At 39.3% G+C, this 23,002-nt stretch carries 17 protein-coding genes and 1 other RNA gene; 15 read left to right on the top strand and 3 right to left on the bottom strand.

Features of this window, described 5'->3' with window-relative positions:
* From mdh to WAO38_RS04300, 14 genes are all read left to right on the top strand, one after another.
* Window positions 1-960, top strand: a complete 960-nt coding sequence (gene mdh, locus WAO38_RS04365) for a malate dehydrogenase (RefSeq protein WP_422234706.1) — start codon at window positions 1-3, stop codon at window positions 958-960.
* Window positions 960-2,351, top strand: a complete 1,392-nt coding sequence (gene fumC / locus WAO38_RS04360) for a class II fumarate hydratase (protein WP_422234704.1) — start codon at window positions 960-962, stop codon at window positions 2,349-2,351. Before mdh ends, fumC begins: the two co-directional genes overlap by 1 nt.
* 19 nt (window positions 2,352-2,370) lie before the next feature.
* Window positions 2,371-3,540 carry an ADP-forming succinate--CoA ligase subunit beta gene (sucC, locus tag WAO38_RS04355; RefSeq protein WP_422234702.1) on the top strand — a complete coding sequence of 390 codons (1,170 nt, stop codon included), beginning with the start codon at window positions 2,371-2,373 and terminating at the stop codon, window positions 3,538-3,540.
* A gap of 3 nt (window positions 3,541-3,543) precedes the next feature.
* A complete protein-coding gene (gene sucD / locus WAO38_RS04350) occupies window positions 3,544-4,416 on the top strand; it encodes a succinate--CoA ligase subunit alpha (RefSeq protein WP_422234700.1) in 873 nt (290 codons plus the stop codon).
* Window positions 4,416-4,697, top strand: coding sequence for a heavy-metal-associated domain-containing protein (locus WAO38_RS04345; RefSeq protein ID WP_422234699.1), 282 nt, complete (start codon window positions 4,416-4,418; stop codon window positions 4,695-4,697). Before sucD ends, WAO38_RS04345 begins: the two co-directional genes overlap by 1 nt.
* Window positions 4,698-4,721: 24 nt before the next feature.
* The gene (locus tag WAO38_RS04340; protein ID WP_422234697.1) at window positions 4,722-5,039 is read left to right on the top strand and encodes a 4Fe-4S dicluster domain-containing protein; all 318 of its coding nucleotides are present in this window, start codon (window positions 4,722-4,724) and stop codon (window positions 5,037-5,039) included.
* Between the two features lie 10 nt (window positions 5,040-5,049).
* Window positions 5,050-6,195 carry a 2-oxoglutarate synthase subunit alpha gene (locus WAO38_RS04335; protein WP_422234695.1) on the top strand — a complete coding sequence of 382 codons (1,146 nt, stop codon included), beginning with the start codon at window positions 5,050-5,052 and terminating at the stop codon, window positions 6,193-6,195.
* Complete coding sequence (locus WAO38_RS04330; RefSeq protein WP_422234693.1) at window positions 6,195-7,055, top strand: 2-oxoglutarate ferredoxin oxidoreductase subunit beta; 861 nt, start codon at window positions 6,195-6,197, stop codon at window positions 7,053-7,055. The genes WAO38_RS04335 and WAO38_RS04330 overlap by 1 nt, the downstream gene beginning before the upstream one ends.
* 11 nt (window positions 7,056-7,066) lie before the next feature.
* Window positions 7,067-7,630 (top strand): 2-oxoacid:acceptor oxidoreductase family protein, encoded by a 564-nt coding sequence (locus WAO38_RS04325; protein WP_422234691.1) that lies wholly within the window; start codon window positions 7,067-7,069, stop codon window positions 7,628-7,630.
* 141 nt (window positions 7,631-7,771) lie between these two features.
* Window positions 7,772-8,068, top strand: a complete 297-nt coding sequence (locus tag WAO38_RS04320) for a DUF2018 family protein (RefSeq protein ID WP_422234689.1) — start codon at window positions 7,772-7,774, stop codon at window positions 8,066-8,068.
* A gap of 196 nt (window positions 8,069-8,264) precedes the next feature.
* An RNA gene (gene rnpB / locus WAO38_RS04315) (RNase P RNA component class A) lies at window positions 8,265-8,596 on the top strand.
* Between the two features lie 251 nt (window positions 8,597-8,847).
* The gene (locus WAO38_RS04310) at window positions 8,848-10,902 is read left to right on the top strand and encodes a tetratricopeptide repeat protein (protein WP_422234687.1); all 2,055 of its coding nucleotides are present in this window, start codon (window positions 8,848-8,850) and stop codon (window positions 10,900-10,902) included.
* Window positions 10,903-10,905: 3 nt separating this feature from the next.
* A complete protein-coding gene (locus WAO38_RS04305; RefSeq protein WP_422234685.1) occupies window positions 10,906-13,491 on the top strand; it encodes a hypothetical protein in 2,586 nt (861 codons plus the stop codon).
* Window positions 13,475-14,101: a hypothetical protein gene (locus WAO38_RS04300; RefSeq protein ID WP_422234684.1), complete on the top strand. Its 627-nt coding sequence runs from the start codon at window positions 13,475-13,477 to the stop codon at window positions 14,099-14,101. Before WAO38_RS04305 ends, WAO38_RS04300 begins: the two co-directional genes overlap by 17 nt.
* A 110-nt stretch (window positions 14,102-14,211) precedes the next feature.
* Here WAO38_RS04300 and WAO38_RS04295 read toward each other — a convergent pair whose 3' ends face one another.
* Window positions 14,212-14,943: a hypothetical protein gene (locus tag WAO38_RS04295; RefSeq protein ID WP_422234682.1), complete on the bottom strand. Its 732-nt coding sequence runs from the start codon at window positions 14,941-14,943 to the stop codon at window positions 14,212-14,214.
* A gap of 1,050 nt (window positions 14,944-15,993) precedes the next feature.
* Between WAO38_RS04295 and WAO38_RS04290 the strand changes: the two genes are divergently transcribed.
* Window positions 15,994-18,696 carry a bifunctional diguanylate cyclase/phosphodiesterase gene (locus tag WAO38_RS04290; protein WP_422234680.1) on the top strand — a complete coding sequence of 901 codons (2,703 nt, stop codon included), beginning with the start codon at window positions 15,994-15,996 and terminating at the stop codon, window positions 18,694-18,696.
* Here the strand turns inward: WAO38_RS04290 and WAO38_RS04285 are convergent.
* On the bottom strand, window positions 18,693-21,122 hold the full coding sequence (locus WAO38_RS04285; protein ID WP_422234678.1) for a diguanylate cyclase domain-containing protein: 2,430 nt from the start codon (window positions 21,120-21,122) through the stop codon (window positions 18,693-18,695). The genes WAO38_RS04290 and WAO38_RS04285 overlap by 4 nt on opposite strands.
* A 374-nt stretch (window positions 21,123-21,496) precedes the next feature.
* Window positions 21,497-22,687 carry an EAL domain-containing protein gene (locus WAO38_RS04280; protein ID WP_422234677.1) on the bottom strand — a complete coding sequence of 397 codons (1,191 nt, stop codon included), beginning with the start codon at window positions 22,685-22,687 and terminating at the stop codon, window positions 21,497-21,499.
* Window positions 22,688-23,002 lie beyond the last annotated feature (315 nt).

The following is a 23,002-nucleotide window of genomic DNA, read 5'->3' as shown; positions in this document are numbered from 1 at the left end:
ATGGTAAAAGGAAAACGTGTCGGAATTGTAGGAGCAGGAAATGTCGGATCGACAATCGCCTACTCACTTGCTATGCTTGGTTCGTGCCATGAAATCATCTTACGCGACAACAAAATCGAAATTGCTAAAGGCAAAGCCCTTGATATGTCCCAAGCCGCTGCTGCAGTACGTTCACACTCAACGGTAGCCGTTGCGGAGAGCATGGCCGATTTGACGGATTGTGATGTTGTCGTCATTACAGCGGGAAGTCCCCGTCTTCCGGGTATGAGCCGCGACGATCTTTTGATGATCAATGCAAACGTGACCCGCGAAGTGATCGAAGGAGTAGCTAAATACTCCCCCAACGCTATTATTATCATGGTTTCTAATCCTCTGGATGCGATGACCTATGTCGCACTCAAAGAGAGTGGATTTGACCGCAGCCGTGTTATCGGTATGGCCGGAGTTTTGGACAGTGCGCGTATGGCGGCATTTATTCAGGAAAAACTCGGTTACGGAGGAGGGCAGATCCGTGCCTCCGTTATGGGCGGACATGGTGATGACATGGTCCCTTTGCCGCGCTATTCAACCGTTGCGGGTGTTCCGCTTTCGGATGTATTGACACAAGATGAGATTGATGAAATCGTTCAGCGTACACGCAAAGGGGGCGCGGAAATCGTAGCGCTTCTTCAAACGGGGTCGGCATATTACGCTCCTGCGAAAGCAACTGCGATCATGGTTGAAGCGATTTTAAAAGATACAAAACAAATTCACCCGTGTGCCGTCTATCTCGAAGGCGAATACGGATTCCATGATGTTGTCAGCGGTGTTCCGGTCATGCTTGGAGCAAACGGTGCCGAAAAAATTATCGAAGTGACACTGAATGATGCCGAAAAAGAGATGTTTGCCGCATCGTGTGCATCGGTTCAATCATTAATCGATACGCTCAACACCAATAAATTTTTTGAAGGAGCCAAATAATGAGTTTTCGCATCGAAAAAGATACGATGGGAGAAGTTCGCGTCCCTAATGATACCTATTGGGGAGCGCAAACCCAGCGTTCACTCGAAAATTTCCAAATCGGCGAAGAGAAAATGCCGTATGAAATTACCCGTGCATTTTCACTTTTGAAAAAAGCGGTTGCCTTGGTCAACTGTGATCTCGGTATGCTTCCGCGTGAAAAAGCCGATGCTATCGCGCAAGCCGCTGACGAGATGCTTGAGGGCAAACTTGATGCACACTATCCGCTTGTCGTATGGCAAACAGGTTCTGGTACCCAGTCGAATATGAATAACAATGAAGTTTTGGCTTCTCGCGCAACTGAAATTTTGGGCGGTGATTTCCGTACCCAAAAATTGGTTCACCCGAATGATGATGTCAATAAGTCACAAAGTTCAAATGATACCTATCCGACAGCGCTGCATGTCGCATCGGTTATCGCGGTCGAAACACGTCTTCTTCCGGCAATCGACCACTTGCGCAAAACATTGATCGCTAAATCGGCTGAGTTTAACGGCATCGTTAAGATCGGACGTACCCATTTACAAGATGCTACCCCGTTGACACTCGGTCAAGAGATCAGCGGATGGGTCGAGATGCTCAACAAATGTGAAAAAATGGCGAAAGATTCTCTGGAATCAGTACGTGAACTTGCTCTCGGCGGTACAGCGGTCGGTACAGGTTTGAATGCGCATCCTGAGCTCGGTGAACGTGTTGCGGCTAAATTGACGGAATTGACGGGGCACCAGTTTGTCACCGCTCCGAACAAATTTCACGCCCTTACGTCACATGATGCTTTGGTATTCGCCCACGGTGCACTAAAAGCGCTTGCGGCAGATATGATGAAGATTGCCAATGACGTACGCTGGTTGGCATCGGGTCCGCGTTGCGGAATCGGCGAAATCACGATTCCCGAAAACGAACCGGGATCATCCATCATGCCGGGTAAAGTCAATCCGACTCAAAGTGAAGCGGTCACCATGGTTGCCTGTCAAGTCATGGGTAACGATGCGACGATCGGTTTTGCAGCAAGCCAGGGGAATTTTGAGCTTAACGTCTTTAAACCGGTCATCGCGTACAACTTTTTACAGTCTGTCCGCTTATTGGCCGATTCAATCGTATCGTTCAATGATAACTGTGCTGTCGGTATCGAGCCGGTGCGTGATCAAATCGATCAATATTTGAATAATTCGTTGATGCTGGTGACTGCATTAAATCCGTATATCGGGTATGAAAATGCGGCAAAAATTGCAAAAACTGCACACAAAGAAAACTCCACTCTCAAAGCGACCGCAGTCAAACTCGGTTTGCTGAGCGAAGAAGAGTTCGATAAATATGTCATCCCGGAAGAGATGACAAGACCAATAGCTTAAATTTAAACAGGAGGAATTGATGAATATTCATGAGTATCAGGCAAAAGAGTTATTCAAAAAATACAATGTGCCGACACCTCGTGGTCACATTGCTTTTACACCCGATGAGGCGGTAAAAGCCGCTCAAGAATTAGGCGGCAATATCTGGGTTGTTAAAGCTCAAATCCATGCCGGCGGACGCGGTTTAGGCGGAGGGGTCAAACTTGCCCGTTCAACTTCGGAAGTTCGTGCACTCGCTGCTGAAATCCTTGGAATGCAGTTGGTGACACACCAAACAGGTCCTGAGGGTAAACTGGTTCAAAAAGTTTACATCGAAGAGGGTGCTGATATCCAAAAAGAGTACTATCTCGGACTTCTCCTTGATCGTGCCCTTGAAATGCCTATTATGATGGCATCGACCGAAGGCGGTATGGCAATTGAAGATGTTGCCCATAACACTCCGGAAAAAATCATTAAAGTATCGATCGATCCATTGACCGGTTTCCAATCGTTCCATGGTCGTAAATTGGCATTCGGCCTGGGCCTTCCGGTTGAAGAGATCAATACCTTTATCAAATTCGCATCGGCACTCTACAAAGTCTATATGGAACACGATGCCGAGATGATCGAGATCAATCCGTTGGTTAAAACCGGCGACGGCAAATTTTTGGCACTCGATGCAAAAATGGGCTTTGACAACAATGCTCTCTACCGTCAAGACCAAGTTCGTGAAATGCGTGATTTGAGCGAAGAAGAACCGACTGAAATCGAAGCGGACAAATACGGTTTGAGCTACATCAAACTTGACGGTAATGTCGGTTGTATGGTTAACGGTGCAGGATTGGCGATGGGTACGATGGATACCATCAATTATGAAGGCGGAAAACCGGCTAACTTCCTTGACGTAGGCGGTTCGGCAAGTGCTGAAACGGTTGCAAAAGGGTTTGATATCATCCTGAAAGACCCGAACGTAAAAGCGATTTTTGTTAATATTTTCGGTGGAATCGTCCGTTGTGACCGTGTTGCCAACGGTATTATCGAAGCAACAAAAATTACCAATGTAAACGTTCCTGTCATCGTACGTCTTGATGGTACCAATGCTATTGAAGCGGCAGAAATTTTAAATAATGCCGGTATCGCCAATATCGTTGCGGCGACCGATCTTGCAGACGGTGCGCGTAAAGCCGTTGCAGCAGCTAAGGGAGAATAATTAATGTCTATTTTGGTCAACAAAGATACAAAAGTAATCGTACAAGGTTTTACAGGTAAAGAAGGTACATTCCATGCTGAACAATGTTTAGCATACGGTACCAAAATTGTAGGCGGTGTAACTCCAGGCAAAGGCGGTCAAGAGCACTTGGGCCAACCGGTATTTAATACCGTTTCCGAGGCTGTCGCCGCTACAGGTGCAACGGTTTCTATGATTTTCGTTCCACCGGCTTTCGTTTCGGATGCCGTTATGGAAGCTGCGGATGCGGGTATTACTCTTGCGGTTATCATTACCGAAGGTGCCCCGGTCAAAGACATGATGTTTGCAAAAGCTTATGCCGTCAAAAAAGACATGATGACCATCGGGCCGAACTGTCCTGGTATTATCACGGCGGAAGAGTGCAAAATCGGAATTATGCCGGGCTTCATTTTCAAAAAAGGGAATGTCGGTCTGATCTCTAAATCGGGAACGTTGACGTATGAGTCTGCGAATCAGGTCGTTAAAGAAGGTTTCGGAATTACAACGGCAGTCGGTATCGGCGGAGACCCGATCATCGGTCTTAGCTACAAACAATTGCTGCCGATGTTCGAAGCGGATCCGGAAACACATGCAATCGTTATGATCGGTGAGATTGGCGGTGATCTTGAGATTCAGGCAGCTGCTTATATCAAAGAACATATCACCAAACCGGTTGTCGCATTTATCGCAGGTCAAACGGCACCGGCTGGAAAGCGTATGGGTCACGCCGGCGCTATTATTTCAGGCGGAGCAGGGACTGCAGCCGAAAAAATGGCAGCATTGGAAGCTGCGGGTGTTAAAGTCGTCGTATCTCCTGCAGATATCGGCAAAGCACTTGCAGAGATAATGAAAAAATAATGACCAGTGTCTTTGAAGTCGAAAATATTCGTTGCGGCGGTTGCGCCAATACGATTACGAAAGCACTCAAAGAAAATGGATTTGAAGAGGTCAGTGTTGACCTTTCGTGCGAGCCTCGTAAGGTTACAGTTTTGATAGCTGACGAGGCGCAATTAGCACAGTTTAAGGTTATATTAAGAAGTCTCGGTTATCCTCTAACAGGTCAAGAAAGAGGATTTACAGAAAATACGGTCCTTAAAGCAAAAAGCTTTGTTTCGTGTGCTATCGGTAAAATAAATTAGTTAATCTAAAGTTGAGGAGTAGGAATGTCAATAATTAAAGCGCCAGAAAACACTCCGGTGTGGGTAGATGAAACAAGATGTAAAGCTTGTGATATTTGTGTATCAGTGTGTCCGGCAGGAGTTTTATCAATGAGACTTGAGCCAACATCGACATTGGGAGCTATGATTGAAATCGTAGCACCAGAGTCTTGCATCGGCTGTAATGATTGTGAGCTTAACTGTCCTGATTTTGCTATCTTTGTAGCGGATAAATCTGAATTCAAATTTTCAAAACTTTCGGATCAAGCGAAAGAAAGACAAGAAGCGATCAAGAAGAATAACTATATGAAAATTAGTGCATAAGGAGATATGAATGGCAACAAGAGATATTATATCTACGGGAAATGATTTAGCTGCAATCGCTGCTGTAGATGCAGGATGTAAGTTCTTTGGCGGTTATCCTATTACTCCTTCGAGTGAAGTAATGCAGACCATATCCGATTTGTTACCTAAAATCGGTGGTGTTTGTATTCAAATGGAAGATGAGATTGCCGGTGTTGCCGTTGCAATCGGAGCCGGTATGGCGGGTCATCGTACAATGACTGCAACGAGTGGACCGGGAATCAGTTTAAAAGCTGAAAACCTTGGACTTGCACAAATGTGTGAAGTTCCTTTGGTTGTTGTCAACGTTATGCGTGGCGGTCCGTCTACCGGTCTTCCGACACGTGTATCACAAGGGGACGTGCGTCAAGCAAAAAACCCTTCACACGGTGACTATCGTTCGATTACTTTGTGTGCAGGAAGCTTGGCTGAATGTTATACGGAAACAGTCCGTGCATTTAATCTTGCTGACCGTTTCATGCAGCCGGTTTTCGTTCTTCTTGACGAAACAATCGGACACATGCACGGTAAAGCCGTTATTCCAACGGTAGAAGCCGTTCAAGCCGGTGTTGTCCCTCGTAAAAAATTTACAGGTGCACCTGAAGAGTATCGTCCTTATGGTGTCGGTGCGGATGAGCCGGCAGTTTTGAATCCTATGTTTGAAGGTTACCGCTACCATTACACAGGACTTCACCACGATGCAAAAGGTTTCCCGACTGAAGAGATTGAGACATGTCGTAAACTCATTCAGCGTCTTGAAGACAAAGTCATGATGCATACCGATGAGCTTGAACTCAATGAAGAGTACATGTGTGATGATTTGGAAGAAAACGATGTTTTGATTATCGCTTACGGTTCTGTATCCCTTGCTGCGAAAGAGTCGATCCGTCACTTGCGCGCAGAAGGCATTAAAGCCGGATTGTTCAGACCGATTACGCTATGGCCTAGCCCGGCGGAAAGAATCAAACATTTTACAGACAAAGTAAAAAATGTTCTTTGTGTCGAATTGAATATTCGTCAATACACTGAAGAGGTTGAACGTGTTTCAAGCAGACTTGATATTCATGGTTTGTTTAAAGTTAATGGAAGACCAATCTCTCCATATGAAATCGTTAATAAAGTGAAGGAGATACTCTAATGGCATTCAATTATGACCAATATTTAAGACTTGAAAAAATGCCAACACTTTGGTGTTGGGGATGTGGTGATGGCGTCATCCTAAAAGCTGTAATCCGTGCGATTGAAGTATGCGGATGGAAGCAAGACGATGTTTGTGTCGTTTCAGGTATCGGATGTTCAGGCCGTTTCTCTTCATATGTTGATTTTAATACGGTTCATACAACTCATGGACGTACGGTTGCGTTTGCTACAGGTATCCAATTGATGCACCCGGATAAACATATTATTTGTGTTGCAGGTGATGGCGATGCTATGGCAATCGGCGGTAATCACACGATTCACGGTTGTCGCAGAAATATCAATATCAAAATGATTGTTATCAATAACTTCATTTATGGTTTGACCAATTCTCAAACAAGTCCTACAACACCTCAGGGTATGTGGACTGTGACACAGAAAGCAGGTAACATTGACCCGACTTTCGACTGTTGTAATGTTGCTATTGCTGCGGGTGCTTCATTTGTTGCGCGTGAAACAATGCTTGATCCGAAAAAACTTGAAAAAGTATTGGTTAAAGGGTTCCAGCACAGAGGATTTGCATTCTTTGATATTTTGTCTAACTGTCATATTAACCTTGGCCGTAAAAACAAAATGGCATCGGCTATGGAAAACTTGGAATGGATCGACAGTATTACTATTCCGTTGAAAAAATGGGAAGCGTTGTCTCCAGAGGAGCAATTAAATAAATTCCCTACGGGTGTTTTGAAACACGATGAAACAGCTCGTGAATATTCTGATATGTACTATCAAGATGTAATTGGGTTCCATCAAGGTAAACGTAAAGTGATTTCCCAAGACGATTTCGCTAAGAAAATTTAAGGAGAATACCTATGGCTAGAACTTTAATGAGATTTACAGGTGTTGGCGGACAGGGTGTTCTTCTTGCAGGTGAGATTTTTGCTGCCGCAAAAATCAAAGCAGGCGGACATGGTCTTAAAACGGCTACTTATACGTCACAGGTTCGTGGCGGACCAACGGTTGTAGATATTACTCTCGATGACGATGAGATTTTTTATCCTTACGCTAACGATGGTGAGATTGACTTCATGCTTTCTGTTGCACAAGTGAGCTACAACTCGTTCAAGGGCGGGGTATCCGAGGGCGGAACGATCGTTGTTGAGCCAAACTTGGTTCACCCGACTGATGAGGATCGCAAACGCTGGAACATTGTTGAAATTCCTATTATCACGATTGCTAAAGATGAAATCGGAAACGTTATTACTCAGTCTGTTGTCGCACTTGCGATTGCGAATACCTACATGAAAGCATTGGATGATGAATTGCTTCGTAGTGTAATGCTCTCAAAAGTACCGGCAAAAGTTCATGATGTTAATAACAAAGCTTATGATCTTGGTAAAAAATACGCACTAGAGGCTATGGCTAAAAAAGCCTAATACTTTTTCCGCTTCTGCGGAAAAGTATTCTTCTCTTTTTTCTTCAAGTTTCTTCTTTATAGAACCATTCTAGTACCAATGTTGCTCTAATTATTAATGTTCAATTTGATACTCTTTCGTAAATGATCACAAGGAATAAAAATGAATAAGTTTGATGCTTTATTTGAGGATGCAGATGATATTTTCGGAGGTACGCCTCAGTCGAAATATTGGGATATTTCCAAACAAATCAGTGATGATTTAGTACAATTTGAATTTGATGACGTCATTATGCGTCTCGCTGTCATGGAAAAAATGCTTATGAAAATTCATGGTGAAGAGATGCTTGATAAAATTATTAAGAATTATTTTTATGAAAATGGCGATGAAATTGAGTTGCATAAAAAAAGTATTTATATGGAACTGGCGGGGAAGCTTATTTACCGTCTCGCTGACTAGTTTTAAAAGTATCAATCTTCCATATATACGGCATTGAGCCGTATATATTTCTCTTTCTATTGCTTGCATCAGAACCTATATGATATTATTTTTCAAAACCTGTCCCTGAAGACGAGTTTTTTGAGTTATTGGAAAAGAATCGCAAGCTTTAACGTGCAAAATACCCCTTTCTAATCTAATATACTTTATAATTCCTCAGGTACAACAGGTGATAGCTTGGAACTAGTAATCCCAAGAGGTAAAGTCCGGGCTGCCGTAGGACACGGTTCCATCTAACTGATGGCCATGGTAACATGAGGGATAGTGCAACAGAGAGTAGACCGCCTCGCAAGAGGTGAGGGTGAAACGGCGGGGTAAGAGCCCACCAGTCTTATAGGCAACTATGAGAGCTATGTAAACCCAACCGCGCAGCAAGAAACAGATGGTTAGCGTCCTACATCGCTATTGTTTCGCTAAAGACTCTGAGCGATCAGAGTATTAGATTAATTATCACTTCATCCAGAACCCGGCTTACGTTGTACCTACCTTCGATTTACAATTTTCTAGTCGGTTCTATACAAATCTTTTTTTACATAACCAATCAAAAAAGCTTGATCCCTGAATTATATTCTGATCATATTTTTATACTTTTATTTGTTAAGCAGTAACTTAAATAATTAAAACAAAATATTTTTAAAAATGATAACTATCAAACTAGTATAAATTAATAGTACTAATGTATAATCTATAAATTTTGTAATTACATGAATATGTTAAATATTGATAAATGGAGATAATAAGTGGATAAAAGTAACAGCCTGGATATTGTTTTAGATTTAGATCATACAGATACCCAAATAGTGGAAAATACTAAATTGCTTGGCCTACAACAAGAAGCATATAAAGAAGTAATTGAATTACTTGTAGAACGACGCGAGAAAATAAATGATCAATCCAAACTTAAAAATATTTATGATTGTCGTACGCGAAATACGATAATGATTAATGGTGGACGAGGTACTGGAAAAACTTTTTTTGTTCTAAATATCAAAAAGTATCTTGAATATTTTGGAAGTGATGATAAAGAAAAAAAAATATTGGATGGGCTTTATTTTTTTAAAACAATTGATCCGACACTTTTACATGATAGCGAAAACTTTTTGACGATTATACTTGCTAAAATTCTTAATGAGATTGAGTTAAAAGAGTGTGATGATAAAGTTGGGGAGGACGATAAAAAACAGTTTTATAAAAAACTCTCTGCTGTTGCCGATTCGATCGATGGAATTTGTGGTATGGACGGATGTAAACGAAGTGCTTTTGAGATCATTTCTCAGGATCAATCGAGTCTTAAACTGGAACAAAATCTACATGAATTTTTTGGATTGGTGTGCATGTTATTAAAGAAAAAACAATTGGTTTTAGCAATTGATGATATCGATATGGCATTTGACAAGGGGTATGAAGTCCTTGAAGTAGTGCGTAAATATCTAAATTCTCCCTATATTATTCCGATTATTACTGGAGATATACAATTGTATGAGATGATTATTCAAAAAAAGTTTGCGGATAAGTTGACATTGACTAATCGACGGCTTGATCCATATTTGAAGGATAATAATATAAAGGAAGATGAGCAAGAAGATAATAATATTGACAGTATTAATAAAAGTGAATTAAGTCGTAAAATAAGTGTAGATTATTTAGGTAAATTGTTTGAGCAAAAATCGAGAGTTCATCTTAAATCTTTAAAAGATTTAAAACCAACCACAAAGAGAAAAGTTAAATTAAAAGATTGTAAAAATGAAATGTCTTTACTGCGTTATGAATCAAGACTACGTAAAGCAACTAATGACGATGTTCAAGATAAAGTATTTGAAGAATTTAGTTTACGAACCTTTCTTTCTTTTGCAAAAGAAACCTTAAGCATTTTAAATGTGAAAAAAGATTCAGATGATGAAACAAAATATATACGGGAGATTCAACAAAAATTATTTGATTTGAGTGAAAAATACAGATTAGGTTTTGAAAAAGCATTATTTTATTTTAAAAAAGCAAACGAATTAGTTCTTCGTGGCAAACATGATTCAGCTATTAAATATTATGAAAAAGCGACTCAAAGCAACCCAAAATATTCAGATGCATATGCACATATGGGTATTGCTTATTATCATAATGGGGATTTAGATCAAGCGATAGAGGCTTTGATTAAAGCAATTGAATTGAATCCACATGATGATGATTTTAATTATCAACTTGGTCGTGTGTATATTGCTAAAGAAGAGTATCCTCAAGCAATAGAGTCATATCTTAAAGCAATTGAGATAAATCCTAAAAATGGTCGTTATTATATGAATTTGGGATATGCATATGCTGCACTCGATGAAAATAAAAAAGCTGTTTTAGCTTATGAAAAAGGAATTGAATTAAATCCAGAAATAGGTATCGCTTATAATAATCTTGGTGTTGCATACAAAAATGTTGGTAAAATAGAAGAAGCTATTAAATCATATAAAAAAGCAATTGATTTAGATCCAGCGTTAGATTTACCGTATATTAACCTATATGAAATTCAGATTTTGAAAAATGAAAAATTGAATCCAGCCCTGATAGAATCTTTTAAAACAAATGTATTAAGTTCGAGTTGGTTACTTGTATTTGATATGTTTGAAATATTAGCGAATAGATTAGATGATGAAAATTTAGATGATATATTAAATACTTGGAATAGTTCACATGGAGTTTATCCAAAAGATTGGGATTTTGATGATTTAGATAAATGGGCAACTAATCATCCTGAATCAGCTAAAATACAAAAATGTTTAGATGTTTTCAAAAGTCATAAACGACGTTAATTGATGCTGAAAAATACTCTTGATTATATCCCTCATATTGTACTACTGCGCAGTGATAAGGTATTCCATACCCTTATCCAAAGACTTCTCAAGTGTAAAGGTGATAGCTTCCGTGAGAATGAATTTAAGCCTTTGATAGATGGTATAAGGGACTTTTATCCCAATACGTACCGCCTAGATGAGATTGAGCTGTCGCTTCGTCAAGAGATGATTAAAGATACAAAAATTGATTATTCGTTTGATTATTTAGAGCCTCTGTTTGACCGACTGCTAGTGATTGATGGGAGCAAGATATATCCTAAAGATGAGCATCTGGAAGAGTATATCGCCCTTATTACTAAGATATCCCCTTATCATCTGATTGGGTATAAACTTGCTGTTCTTTTACGAGATGAACATATTGCTATGCGAGACATCTATGCGTTTATAGAAATGGCTACTCCATTGGGATTCAAAGTACGTAAAAACACCGAATATGCTGATAACCATTTGCATCTCAAGGGTGCAGGATATTCATCATTTAATCTAATGCGATTAATGAATCGAAAAACAGACAAGAAATATTATTCTGATACATATTTAAGAGAACAGCCAAGAATTAATGAATTTAGCTATCTAAACAACGGTACATATTCAATCGGTCAGGTAATCGATATTGCCAAACTTAGTATTGATGTTGTCTATAGTACGATAGTTGATCATAATGATAAGAATGCAGTACGAAAGCTTCAAAAGATTGTGTCAATCAATCGTGAAGGATTTGTCCATTTTGATACATCTTTAAGTCAGTTGATTAAAACGAATAAAGTATTTAACTTCTTTCCAAGAAACATCCAGGGTGAACTTCTCTCGCTCGTTACTGATTTATATAAAAAACGAAATTATGATAAAGCTAATTTGGTAGAGAGTATTCTTTTGTTTTATACATTTTTGACAATAAATAACCCTAATCTCCGCTTATATATAAAACTTTACTTGCAAGCAATCAATATTTTACGTTCTTATATGGTGATGTCTCAGAATATAGGTTTGGCACATTTTAGTGAATTTAGTGGTGCAGACATCCGTCAAGCTGATAAACGTAATGGTCAAAATATTGCATCGGGTATTATTAATAGCGGTACAAATTATCTTCATGCCAAGATGGGAATTCAAACAAAGAGCAAACAGATTGCTGATTCGGTAGAACATATTTATCATATTTTTCAAACAGCAAAAGCAACTAACAAAGAAATAAATTTTAATTACAATTTTGGATTATCCACGATCAAAGCAAGAGAAAAGAAGAAGAAATTATTTTCACTTATGGAAATGATGCAGGTGGATTTTATTGATAAGCGAAAATCATTGCGGATGGAAGCTAATGGACTTGACGATTTTTTACGAAATGCAGTCTATAAAAATACAGATAAATTTAGACTATTATTAAAGCATGATCCTAAAAAAGCATTTGTCGAAAAATGCAAACTTCAAGGTGAAAAAATAGATCTTTCTTCGTTAGTAATTGCAATTGATGCTGTTGGTAAAGAGACCCATACCCCTCCTGAAGTTTTTGCCCCTTTTTTCCGCTATCTACGTGCACAACCAAAAAGTATCCGTAATGCCATTGCACTGCATAATACAGTGATGCACCATCCTCGTCTGATTATTACTGCACATGCAGGTGAAGATTTTAACCATATAATCAGTGGTATGCGTTCTGTAGCTGAATGTATAGAATATTTTGGCATGGGAAAAGAAGACCGTATAGGGCATGCACTGAGTCTGGGAATTAATCCGAGTGATTGGTTTGCTTCTCAACAAGTGATATTCGTAACTCGGGGAGAATATTTAGACAATCTTGTATGGTTAAGCGGTATACTCAAAGAGATTAAAGCCGAAAACTCGTATCTAACACGCTATATTTTAAAGATTCAAGATTTGGCATTAGCAGAGTTTCGAGAGATTTATGGGGCTCATACTGAGAGCGTTTCAGATATGTATTGTGCATGGGAGTATCGTAAGAATTGCCCATTGGTTTATCTTGATAGTGTTAATAAAAAACATTATGATGAGTATTCTAAATTTGTATGTGACAGAATGGATAATGAAGTTGCACGAGATATTTATCAAAGGTATCATACTTGTAAACGTGTTCGTGACAAATCAAAAGAAGTAAAAAAAATTGAAAAACAAGAAATAGACAAAGATGTATTAGAAATATATGAGATGCTTCAGGATTATTTGATCGATAAATACGCCAAAGCAGGAATTATTTTTGAGACAAACCCTTCATCCAATATTTTTGTTTCTGCTCTCTCTACGTATAGTAAGCATCCAATTTTTAGGTTTTATCCTCCGAAACAAAGTTTTATGGAAAAAGGTGCACAGTTTAATAAATATGGATTGCGTCAGGGGATGGCATCTGTGACAATCAATAGTGATGATCCTGCTATTTTTGTCACTTCAATCCAAAATGAGTATGAGACACTTCGACGAGTTGCAGTTGAACATTTTGAATGTACGAAAAAAGAGGCAGATGATTGGCTAGATGATATCCGTCGGTTTGGAATTAATGTATTTAAGGAGAGTTATGTCGGAAGTTGTTAAATTAATTGTTGAAAAGTTTGAGGGATTTATTAAACGTGCTATTTTACCGTCAGCTACTTTTGTATTTGTATATATTGCATTATATATGTGTTTCGGAAAACTGTATGATGAAAACATTGTAAGTAATATTTATTTACCGATAGATGCAAATCTAAAAGTTTATGTATATGGTATACTTTTTATTGGGTTGAGCTACTTTCTTAGTATGTTTCAACAAGCTATTTTTGATAATTTTATAAAAGAAAATTACTCCAATGGAAAAGAACTAACAATACTAAGAGCAGAAATAAAAAAGCAACTTAAAAAAGATAAAAATATTGAAGACGATAAGGATAATTGGCTGTTTACTGACTATTTAATCTATCAGATGACTGCAAAAGGAAAAGAAACATCTCGATATGTTGATGAAACAAAAGCTATTGGTATTGCAATTTTATCAGTTATGATTAATTTGATCATATCAAGTGTATTATTGATAGATGCAATGGGATATTTGATAATTGGATTTTTATTTTTAGTTGGTTTATTTTATCGTTTGGGATTGTATCTAATCAAAAAGAAATATGAATCTCGTGCAATACGACTTTATGTAAATTATCTTTATTCGTAAAGAATAATAGCAGTGTGACAAAATATGCCAATTAATGCATAGTATCTCTGTCACACTAGTCGACTTTAGCCCTGGAATAGGGTTATTTAGTAATTCAGTATACGTTGTACCTACTTCTTCTGCTCCTCAACATAATGCTCAATCGCACTTTTTATATTGACGAGCTTATTCGGATTGCCCTGAAGATTTTTAAAATAGAACGACATGTCGTTTTCTTCGTCTATAGGCAACGATGCGATTTTCGCGCAAATCTGCAAAAACACTTCATAGGGGACATCATCTCCGCGTTTTAAAAAGTAGATTGCCCGCTGGAGAGATACAAACGGGTTAAGGCTGACTTTGGACAAACGGTTGACACGGGTATTGATATAGTTGACAAATTCGATTCTCATGTCGCACCGGACAATGGTAAAGAGCCTTTTCAGCGTGTCGTAATGGCACTCAAAAGCAATTTTCGTCGAATCAAAATCGAAGCCCTCAACCAGTTCTTCCAGTGTCGCATCTTTAAACCTCTCCCGATAGACGAGCTGGTAAATGTCGTTTTTGTATTTGTAGGTATAAGAGTTGTTCTCGTATTCGAAATAGTCCTTGTTCATCGCATTGTTGATGAGTTCCTGATCCTCTTTTGAGGGAAAGAACATATCAAGATCCCTGAATGTATCCGCCTTGATACATGAGCCTGCCAAATAAAAATGGATTTCCCGTTTCTCGATATGTTCGATTATCAGTCTTTGGAAGAAGATATTGAGTTTGATGGCAATGCTATCGAGCCTGTAATCGAGCAAGGATGCCTGTTCATACGAAAGCAACTCGTCATAGTCTTTCCAAAAGTCGTAAATCATTGTTTCTCCTCATATGGATATGATTGTTTTTACTATGATGTTTAAATCATAACAGGATCAAGGCTAAATAGCTATTTTAACTGGTTTATTCAAAAGAAGGAACAATTCAATAAAAAATTGATCTAAGAAGGGGACACTTTTAGTAAAAAAATTATATGTCTACAATGCATAGTATATTTTTTCTCTTATATAGGAGTTTAAGTGCTTTTATTTTTTGACTGTGACTATATTGCGTCAACGATTATCCAATATAATATACCTCCATATGAACTTTCTTAAAACATAAGTATAAAATACAAGTTTTTGTTATAATTTAATTGATATATATTTCATTTAAAAAAAGGAAATAATTAATTGTTTAACAATACAGAAATATTTAAAATTTTAGAAAATAATTTAGATTACATTTTTTTTATCTATGGATTATCTTTTATCCTTATTGGCTTTTTCTCTTACTTGCTGCACTTGCGTAAATCATCAAATATTCCTTGGCTTTGGCTCTCATTATTCGGATTTATACACGGCATTTATCCATGGGTATCACTCTTTGGGATAATTTTTTTGCAACAGATAAATGTTGATTTTGCTGCCTCTTTAGTCTTAACGATATCAATGATAGCCCTTTTGGAATTTTGGCGCCGCATCGTTGTATATTCATCCTTTCTTACCTATACGAGCATGTCCATTGTATTCGCTTTATTGGCTTGGCTAAACTTCGCGCCCATAGAGATTATGATCTATCACACGATCACCGCTACATCAATTATGTTGGGGTTCATAGCCCTTTGGAAAGTTTCAATCAAATCATCGGAAAAACACTTCAAAATCATTGGTGTTATGATTTGGTTGTATGCAATCGCCAACATAATTGTTGTCTTTAAATCCAATATGCTATCTATAAATACGGTTAATCCGGACATGAGTATTTTTCTTTTTCAATTCATTGGTTCATTTCTTAATATTCTTATTTTCGGGCTACTATGGATATTTTATTTAATTTTTGGGGTAAACAGCGACAAAATTTACTATGTTCCATTACGAAAAGCATTGTTGCCTCTTTTTGTTCTGGTTATCATACTTTCATTAGGATGGGTATTTATCGATTATTTGGGTAAACACCGTGAAAAGCTTCTTAGTGAGAATTTATTGACACGAATTACCGTTGCAGCGAAAAGTGTTGACCAGGAAAAATTGAAGCATTTAACAGCAACCGAATCGGATATCGGAAAGCCGGATTATGAAGAACTCAAAAAGTTTTTGATGACTATTAAAATAAAATCCCGTTTCCTATATCTAATGACACTCCGTGACGGGAAGGTCTATTTTATGATCGATTCCGAACCGGTGGATTCTCCGGATTATTCTCCGGCAGGACAGACCTACACAGAAATTGAGCCGGATTTTGTCAAAAAACTTCAGCAGAATAAACCATTTATCTATGGCCCATATACTGATCGATGGGGAACATGGAATACGGCTGTAATCCCGATCGAACTCACTTTAAATGGGAAGTTTCCTATCTATTTTTGCGGCGATGCCGATGCCGCCGGTTGGCTGCAGGAAATCCATCATGAGCGCTTTTCCGGGATAATCATTGTATTTCTTTTTTCTGTTTTAGTGATCTATTTCTATTTTATGACGACGAAAATTCTCGATATTAACAGAAAGCTAGAAGAGGAAGTCGGTCTGTTCGTCGGAGGACCTTCTTTTGTTATGAAGTGGACATTATTGCGAGATAATTTTAAAATTCTCTATGTTTCACCCAACATGACGTTGCATTTGGGCTACAACACTGATATATTTCTGATGCAAAAAATTGCATTTATTGAGATCGTTCATCCTGATGATCGTACAAAATTACTCCAAGTACTTGATACAATTGGCAAACATGTTGGCACTCAAATCGATTTGGAATTTCGTCTGCTTCATTCGAATGGCACTTATCGATGGCTTGAAGCCTTTATATTGTCGAAGAATCATCAACATCCGCTCTCATATCACGGTTATTTTACCGATATCACCGACAAAAAAGATGCAGAATCTGCCCTGAAAATAATAACAGAAAGACTGGTATCCCATTTTAATCAGGTTCCATTTGCCGTTATCGAATGGGATACAGACTTTAGGGTTGTGGCTTGGAACCCGGCAGCTGAGAAAATCTTTGGCTATACCAAGGAAGAGGCACTTGGCCATAGAGCCGCAGATCTTATTCTCCCCTCCCATGTAATTGAGCAGACATCAAAAATTTGGTCCGATCTGTTATTCGCAAATGGTGGCAATCGCAGCACCAATGAGAATCAGACAAAAGAGGGAATGATAATCCTGTGCGAATGGTACAATTCCCCTCTAATCGATGAAAATGGCAGTGTGATCGGCGTTGCATCGGTCGCGGAAGACGTGACGGAGAAAAAACAATTTGAACAAAAACTGCAATATTTGGCATATTACGATGAACTGACAGGGTTACCGAATCGTGCGCTGTTTAAAGATCGCTTAGAGAATGACAGTCGTCGGGCAGATAGAAATCATACTATAGTCAGTATTGTTTTTATCGATATCGATTTCTTTAAAACTGTCAATGATACACTAGGGCATGGAGTCGGAGATATGCTTTTGCAAGCGGTAGCATCTCGACTCAAAGCAAGCTTCAGAAAAAGCGATACCGTTTCCCGTTTCGGGGGGGACGAATTCGCAATTCTCATTCCTGACCTCAAGCGAGCGGAAGAGATAGAGGGCATTCTGCAACATGTGTATGATCATTTTGTACCTCCGTTTGAAATTTTAGAACATACCCTCCATATTACTATGAGCCTCGGGTACAATTTTTATCCCCTTGATGCGACCAATTCGGAAATGCTATTTCGCAATGCCGATGCCGCAATGTATGCGGCTAAAGAATCGGGACGGAACAAATACCGGCGCTACAAGCTAGAAATGACGGATTATATTCAAAGCCAATTAACGGTTCAAAACGGGTTGATCGATGCCCTTAAAAATGATGAGTTCGTTCTGTACTATCAGCCGCAGATGAACATAGCAACGGGTGTGATCACAGGATCGGAAGCATTGATACGATGGAATCATCCGACAAAAGGGATACTTGCACCGGCAGAGTTTATCCATATCGCAGAAAAAACGGGGATGATTGTCCCTATCGGAGAGTGGGTCCTCCGCAGTGCCGCTCAACAGCTCAAACGCTGGAACACACAGGGAATAGACCACTTAACCATGGCGATTAATCTCTCCTCACGACAATTTAAAGAAGAGAACTTTTTTAAAAAAACAATGGATATCTTTCAAGAAACAGGCATTAATTTGAACACGATTGAGCTTGAATTGACCGAAAGTATATTATTAGAAGAAACGGCTAAAGTGCTAAAAATATTGACCGACTTTAAGACAGCAGGAATCCAGCTTTCTCTGGATGATTTCGGTACAGGATATTCGTCGTTGAGTTATTTAAAACTTTTTCCTATCAATAAACTGAAAATTGATCAGTCTTTTGTTAAAAATATCACGGCTTACGGAAGCGATAGCACTCTGGTGAAGGCGATTATTGCCATGGCGAGGGCACTCAATCTGACGACTATCGCGGAGGGGGTTGAGACACAGGAAGAGTTTGAATTTTTACGTCAGGAGGGGTGTGATGAAATACAGGGATATTTGTTGGGTAAACCCATGCCTGCCGATCAATTTGAAATTTTTCTAAAGGATTGGATACTGACGCATAACGCTGAGCAAACTATAAATTAGGACATAGTTTCATTCTCTTTAGAACCAAAAATATGATATCGGTTTTTACCTGATTGCTTAGCTTCATACATTGCTTGATCGGCCTGCCGGATTAGCTGATCCCCGTCCACTTCATCTTTCTGCGGGTAAAAAGTAACGCCGATACTCGCAGAAACTTGGACACTTAATCTATTAAGCTGTATGGGTTGGCCGGCTGCTTCAAGAAGCCTATTGATAATCGGCATTGCATCTGACGACTCATGCAAATCTACGAGAATCGCGACAAATTCATCCCCGCCCAATCGGCAGAGGGTATCCCCCTCGCGTAGGGCATGCTTCATCCGGGTCGAAAGAGCTATAAGCAATTGGTCTCCGACAGGGTGCCCGTAAGTATCATTGACGTGTTTAAACCCATCCAAGTCAAGATAGAGCACAGCTAATCGTTCTCCCCGTCGCAAGGTTTGAATCATCCCTTGGTGGAGGCGATCCGATTCTAAAATACGATTCGGAAGGCCTGTCAATGCATCATAATGGGCTAAATACTCGAGTTGCCGCGCGTGTTCTTTCATCACGCTGATATCTTTGGTGCTGATCAGGACACGCTCTTTGTCAGGAAAGAGGGAGGCCGTCATATTGATATAAATTTGTTTTCCGTCTTTCACTATGTATATTTGTTCAAAACCTTTAATAAAACCTAGTTCAAAAATGCTTTTCATCACTTCCGTTGATCGGGCAATGTCCTCTGGAGCACTTAAAGATATGCAATTCAATTTTAGAAGTTCCTCACGTGTAAATCCGGTCATTTCCAGATAAGCATCGTTAAAATCCAGGAAATTAGATTCTTTATCCAAGATGGCGATGCCGTCTTTTGAGGTATTAAAAATGGTTTGAAATTCATCTCTTTGTTCTTCTAATTCTTTCTGGAGATTTTTTTCTTTGGTAATATTATAGAACCATCCGAGTACACAAGATTCCCCTTCAAACTCTATTGGCATATAAGAGGCCAAAACCCAGACAGTTTGATTATTGATAGAGAGTTCTACCAGTCGGTCATAGATTGCTTCTTGATTATTGATTTGAGCAACAATCGTGTCGTATTCTTCATTATGGGCATAATAATTTTTCGGATTATTGCCTAAAACGGCAGATATATCTGTTTGAATCAGACGGGAATACGCTTCGTTGGCAAATACAACTTCCGTGCCGCCTTTTTTTGCTATTCTGACAGCAATCGGGCTCATTTTCAAGAGAAATCGAAGCGTATTTTCACTTTCTTCCAAGCGCATCTTGGACTGTATCGCCTCCGTAATATCCTGAACCGTCCCTAAGGAACAAATCGGTTTTCCGTTCGGATCAAATTTCGTATCACACTGCTCACTGACATATTTGATTCTTCCGTCTTTCATCAGCAATCTATGGGTTATTTCGTATTTTTCTTTTGTAATGAGCGAATTTTCATAGGCTTCTGCGACCTGCTTACGCTCATCAGGGTGTATCATATTGATAAAAGCCTCATACGAAGGTTCAAAGCTCTCTTTATCCAGTTCAAAAATATGAAAAATCTCATCAGACCAATCTAGTCTTTTACTAGGCAGGTCAAGATGCCAATTGCCGATTTGGGCAATTTTTTCGGCTTGTCTAAGGTTGTCTAATAATTTTTGGGTTTCTTCTTCAGCCGTTTTTCGCTCGGTAATATCTTCGATGATCGCAATTCCGCCCTCAATCATACCCTCAGCATCACGAAGAGGCACATAGGACATTATTATCCAGAGTTGAATGTTGCTAAGTGTCGAGTGGTATTCTCCCACATACACCCCTTCTTTCCCTTCAATGGCATTTCTTAGTGACGGTATTAATCTTTGATCCTTTAATGTCTTTATATCAAGTCCGATAAGCTTCTCTATAGGCGCTTTCATAACTTCTGCAAAACGGTTGTTGCAGTAGGTAATCACGAGCTCTTTGTTGTAATGAACAATTCCTGCCGGCGAATATTGAAGAATAAGACGATAGCGTTCCTCACTGGTTTGCGCCTCTTTTGCACTTACTTCAGCTTTGTGCTGCATAATGCTGCTCTTGAGAATAATTGTATTAATGAATCTTCCGACGATGACAAGAAAGACAAAATAGAGAATAAATGCTATACCGATATATGTAGATAGAGTGTTTTCATCCAGAAATAAATAAACGGTTATGGGTGACAATGCCGAAAAAGAAAAACCGATACTGCTGGGAAGATCGGATGCATTGGAAACCGTATTGCCAGCTGTTAGTCCGGACAAAATAAAAATTAAAAAAAAGAGATGATCCATATCGTTGGTCGAAAACAATAAAATACTGATTGAGCCCCATACGATGCCGGACATAATAGTCGCGATCCGTATATTTCTCAGACGTGTACTGACAGATAAATTTGTATCGGCAGAGCGCTGATATACAGTTATCATCATTATGCGTATGAATGACACCAGAAGCAGTACGGCAAACCAAATAATAATGAGCTTCTGATCGGATGTATTCCGCGCACCAAAAAGAAATACAAATCCCAACAACAAACTTGTGAGGATCGCAAACTTACTTGTTTTAAGCAAATTGTGCAATTGTTCGGCTTGGGTTAGTGGATTCATTCGATTTCAACCTTTGAATGCAATTGGTGTCAATAAGTACTTTGTATAAAAAAATTCTATAAATATTTTAGTAGAAAGCATCTAAACTTGTGAGGAAAAACTTACTGTTCTATAGATTATTTATTATAGCGAAAGCAAGGGGATGGAAATGTTTTATTTCACCCGTACCAAGAGAAGCAAACGGGCTGGTTCCTGATTTAGCGTATGAAATCGATACAGAATACGTAAGTATTTTCTTCAAGCTCTATTTTACGCGCATAGGTACAGCACAGATTACCAGTAGCCAATGAGACGTAGTTGTCTGTCAGATGAGAGCTGTTCATCGAATCGATCGTACGTGAATAGTACTCTTTGCGGGAGTGATCACATCCATCCCTCATCGGCTCAAAAAATGAGCGTGTTTGTCTCAGAAGGAGGGTAGGGCCCACCTGTCTTGCGGATGAGTCGATAATGTATAAGGCTTCTATATTGCTCTCGGATACGGCGATCGGCTTTACTTTTTCTTCCCAGTTTAAAAGATCTTCCGCAGACGTGAGACATTCAGAAAATTGTTCGAATAGCGATTCGGCCTGAATGCGCAGACTCTTATCATAGGTATAGAGCTCTGATTGCAAGTTGTCTGAGGAGGATTTGAGTCGGTCCATTTTGTATCTGAAGTTTTCGCAAACCGGACTCTGTGATGGTTTAGCGATCCAAAATCCCTGGATCAGTGTTGCACCCAGATGCTGCGAATAACTAGCCTCTTCGAGCCTCTCCACCCCTTCTGCCAGTGCCATTGCTCCGATATTGGTACTCATCCGGCAAATGGCCCGCACGATCTCCTGATGGATGTATTGGGTATCGATGTCCGCGATCAACGATCGGTCGATTTTGATAATGTCCGGGCGGACAGCAGCGAGACGGTCGAAACTGGAACGTCCGATACCGAAGTCATCCAAAGCAATGTTGAAGCCAAGCCCCCGGTAATGGGTACAGAAGTCTTGAAGTTTGGCGGTATCTTTAACTTCATCTTCCTTAATCTCCAGGACAATGTTGCTAAAAGGGATTCCGTAACGGTTGAGCAGACCGTCGAAGAGATAATGCCCCGACTCGAAGGTATCGATCAGTTTTGATTCAAAGTTGACAAATAAAATGAGCCTCTTGTTGATCTGCCATAGAGGATAAAACGATTCAATAGCAAGATGACGTGCAAGTCTGTCAAGTTCAGCGCTTAACCCATATTCAGATGCCTGTTCAAAGAGCCATAACGGTGATAATACGGAACCATCTGAAGCGATACCCCGCACCAATGCTTCTACACCGAAAAATGTCCTTCCGCGAACAGAAAGAATCGGTTGAAAATGTATGGTCAGCCGTTTCGATTCAAGTATAGTCTGTATGCTGTCCATCACGCTCCTTTTTAATTTAAGAACGTGATGATACCTTTTTGTTGACTGCACTATGTTCCGTGTATGGTTAAAAAATGAGCATCATTCCGCTCTCTATGCATTAATATATAATATATTGTGTAAAAAAGAACAGAACTGGTATAATAATATTCTAGAGCATATCTAGCAAAGGAGAATACATGCATATATCAAAAGTTATCTTATCGGTAGCATTAAGTATTACCCTGTTTGCCCAGGTTTCATGGGCACAAATGGCTTCAACAGAGGCTGTTTTAGTCCAGCCTGTTGCGGTTTCGTCCCACGTAAAAGTGAGTC

Source organism: Sulfuricurvum sp. (genome assembly GCF_049277495.1).
Classification (GTDB): Bacteria; Campylobacterota; Campylobacteria; order Campylobacterales; family Sulfurimonadaceae; genus Sulfuricurvum.
Note: the sequence above shows the minus strand (reverse complement) of the source record. Positions and strands in the feature narration are given on the sequence as shown.

Coding starts and splice junctions, on each gene's coding strand:
- mdh (WP_422234706.1), top strand. CDS start 1: ATGGTAAAAGGAAAACGTGTCGGAATTGTAGGAGCAGGAAATGTCGGA.
- fumC (WP_422234704.1), top strand. CDS start 960: ATGAGTTTTCGCATCGAAAAAGATACGATGGGAGAAGTTCGCGTCCCT.
- sucC (WP_422234702.1), top strand. CDS start 2,371: ATGAATATTCATGAGTATCAGGCAAAAGAGTTATTCAAAAAATACAAT.
- sucD (WP_422234700.1), top strand. CDS start 3,544: ATGTCTATTTTGGTCAACAAAGATACAAAAGTAATCGTACAAGGTTTT.
- WAO38_RS04345 (WP_422234699.1), top strand. CDS start 4,416: ATGACCAGTGTCTTTGAAGTCGAAAATATTCGTTGCGGCGGTTGCGCC.
- WAO38_RS04340 (WP_422234697.1), top strand. CDS start 4,722: ATGTCAATAATTAAAGCGCCAGAAAACACTCCGGTGTGGGTAGATGAA.
- WAO38_RS04335 (WP_422234695.1), top strand. CDS start 5,050: ATGGCAACAAGAGATATTATATCTACGGGAAATGATTTAGCTGCAATC.
- WAO38_RS04330 (WP_422234693.1), top strand. CDS start 6,195: ATGGCATTCAATTATGACCAATATTTAAGACTTGAAAAAATGCCAACA.
- WAO38_RS04325 (WP_422234691.1), top strand. CDS start 7,067: ATGGCTAGAACTTTAATGAGATTTACAGGTGTTGGCGGACAGGGTGTT.
- WAO38_RS04320 (WP_422234689.1), top strand. CDS start 7,772: ATGAATAAGTTTGATGCTTTATTTGAGGATGCAGATGATATTTTCGGA.
- WAO38_RS04305 (WP_422234685.1), top strand. CDS start 10,906: ATGCTGAAAAATACTCTTGATTATATCCCTCATATTGTACTACTGCGC.
- WAO38_RS04300 (WP_422234684.1), top strand. CDS start 13,475: ATGTCGGAAGTTGTTAAATTAATTGTTGAAAAGTTTGAGGGATTTATT.
- WAO38_RS04295 (WP_422234682.1), bottom strand. CDS start 14,943: ATGATTTACGACTTTTGGAAAGACTATGACGAGTTGCTTTCGTATGAA.
- WAO38_RS04285 (WP_422234678.1), bottom strand. CDS start 21,122: ATGATGATAACTGTATATCAGCGCTCTGCCGATACAAATTTATCTGTC.
- WAO38_RS04280 (WP_422234677.1), bottom strand. CDS start 22,687: ATGGACAGCATACAGACTATACTTGAATCGAAACGGCTGACCATACAT.